This is a genomic window from Sphaerisporangium aureirubrum (genome assembly GCF_042658925.1).
In the GTDB taxonomy this organism is placed as follows: Bacteria; Actinomycetota; Actinomycetes; order Streptosporangiales; family Streptosporangiaceae; genus Sphaerisporangium; species Sphaerisporangium aureirubrum.
Genome location: NZ_JBHSRF010000171.1, coordinates 1 through 2,406, shown reverse-complemented (window position 1 = coordinate 2,406; position 2,406 = coordinate 1). Strand labels below are relative to the sequence as shown.

At 73.2% G+C, this 2,406-nt stretch carries 1 protein-coding gene; it reads left to right on the top strand.

The window, feature by feature from the left end; genetic code table 11:
• Window positions 1-437 precede the first annotated feature (437 nt).
• Window positions 438-1,142, top strand: a complete 705-nt coding sequence (locus tag ACFP1K_RS40960) for a ComF family protein (protein ID WP_380763980.1) — start codon at window positions 438-440, stop codon at window positions 1,140-1,142.
• The last annotated feature ends 1,264 nt before the right edge of the window (window positions 1,143-2,406 follow it).

Genomic DNA, 2,406 nt, shown 5'->3' with positions numbered 1-2,406 from the left:
CCCCACCCCTCCCCCGTCGATTTCACCAAATCATTACGTTTCGTAATCCCTGTGATTTCGATCTCCCCACAGTTGCCCGGGCGTGTCGCCCCCCGACGGCCGACACCACCAGCCCGACCGATCGGACCGGAACGGGGATGAACCGGGACCCGAGGCGAGGCTCTCGATGATCAATACGCCGCCCCCGAGACAGGCACCGTCGCGCGACGGTCGGCCGCGTACGGACACGGAGGTCGTGGGGCGCTCGGCCACATGCGGACGCGGAGGTCGCGCGGCGCTCGGCCACATGCGGATCCGGAGGTGGTGCGGTGCTCGGCCGCATGCGGGCCTGGAGGTCGTGCGGTGCTCGGCCGCATGCGGACCCGGAGGTGGTGCGGTGCTCGGCCGCATGCGGACACGGAGGTCGGCGGGCACGGAAATCGTCGGTGGCGGGCGGCATGGTGGGTCGGGTGTGGTCCGCGTTCCTCGATCTGGTCCTGCCGCCGTCCTGCGCCGGGTGTGCCCGGCCGGGCGCGATCGTGTGTTCCGCCTGCGCGGTGGAGCTGTCCGGCGATCCGGCGCCGCGCCCGCCGCACCCCCCGCCGCGCGGCCTGCCGCAGTGCTGGTCGGCCGCCCCCTACCAGGGAGCCCCCCGCCGGCTGGTCCTCGCCTACAAGGAGCGGGGACGTACGGCCCTCGTCCGGCCCCTGGCGGACGCGCTGGTGTCCGTCCTGCTCGCCGTGCCCACCGTCCCCGCCGGGCCGCTGGCGGTGGTCCCCGTGCCCAGCGCGCGCTCGGCCGTCCGGCGCCGGGGCCACGACCCCATCGGACGGCTGGCGGCGGCCGTAGCGCACACACTCCGGTCCCTGGGATGGCCCGTGGTCTCCATCCCCGCCCTGGAGCACCGCCGCCGAGTCCACGACCAGGCGGGCCTGAACGCCCCACAGCGAGCCGCCAACCTCGCGGGCGCTCTAGTAGCGCGTCCCCCCTGGACCACCCCCACAGCGAACCCCTGGCCCCGCCCAGCCCCCACAGCGATCCTCGTCGACGACATCATCACCACAGGCACCACCCTGTCCGAAGCCGCCACCACCCTCCGCCGCACCGGCCTAAAGGTCCCCCTCGCCATAACCCTCACCGCCACCCCCCGCCACACCCGCTAACCCACCACCACCCCAACCCCCCAGCCCACACCGTCCTCACCCCTCGTCCTACCGCCCCGTGTCCACACCACCCGCGTCCACACCACCCCGTGTCCACACCACCCCGCGTCCACACCACCCCGCGTCCACACCACCCCGCGTCCACACCACCCCGCGTCCACACCACCCCGCGTCCTCACCACCCCGCGTCCTCACCACCCCGCGTCCCACGCCCCGGCAATTCACGCCCGGTTCTCGTCGCCCTCAGGATTCGGCGCCGCGACGGCGGGACGATGTACGGCGAAGCCGGCGCCGCCGTACGGCGGACAACCCGCGGTCTGTGCAGCCCCGGTGAAATGGTCCTCGCGAAGGACGCGCTTCGCGCGGAAGGGCGCAAGGGCTGTGCTCATGTGGGGGACACCCCCGCACCCCCGCGTCCTACCGGGCTCACGTTGCTCCACCGCGATACGCTCCGGTCCACGCCCTGGGGTCCGCTCCACGTCCCGGGCTCCGCTCCACGTCCCGGGCTCCGCTCCACGTCCCGGGCTCCGTGCCTCCCCCGGCTCCGTGCCTCCCCGGGCTCCACCGCCCCGCATCCCACCGCCCCGCCACCACGAGCCGCGTCATCGGGAACGACGGCCCGGGGCATGATCGCGGTGGAGCAGCGCGAGCCTGGCAGGACCCAGGGGGTGCGGGGGTACCCCCCCATGAGCACAGCCCTTGCGCCCTTCCGCGCGAAGCGCGGCCTGCGCAAGGACCATTTCACCGGGACCGCACAGACCGCCGGTTGTCCGCCATACGACGGCGCCGTTTTCGCCGTACCACGTCTCGCCGTCGCGGCGCCGGAGAAGAGAACCGCCTGAACGAACTGGTCGTGCGCCCGAGTTGTGCGGCCGTGACGAGAGCGCCCGAGTTGTGCGGCCGTGTCGAGGGCCCGAGTTGCTCGACCGTGTCGGGAGGGCCTGAGTTGTTCGGCCCTGCGGGCGCCCGCACTCGCGGGGTGACGTCCGCTTGCGGTGCTGGATATCCCCGGAATCGGGTGGGCTGTGCTCGACATGGTCGGAATCGACAACGGGTGGGACCATCCACCCCAGCCGGAGAAGGGTTTGAGGTCGTTGATCATCCCTGACGACGGCTGTCCCAGGTGACCCACACGGGTTTTCCGCCGTACGGCGGCGCCGGTTTCGCCGTACATCGTTCCGCCGTCGCGGCGCCGGATTCTCAAGGGCGACGAGAACCGGGGGGCGAATAGCGGGGTCGGGGCCGGGGCCGGGGGCGGGGGCGG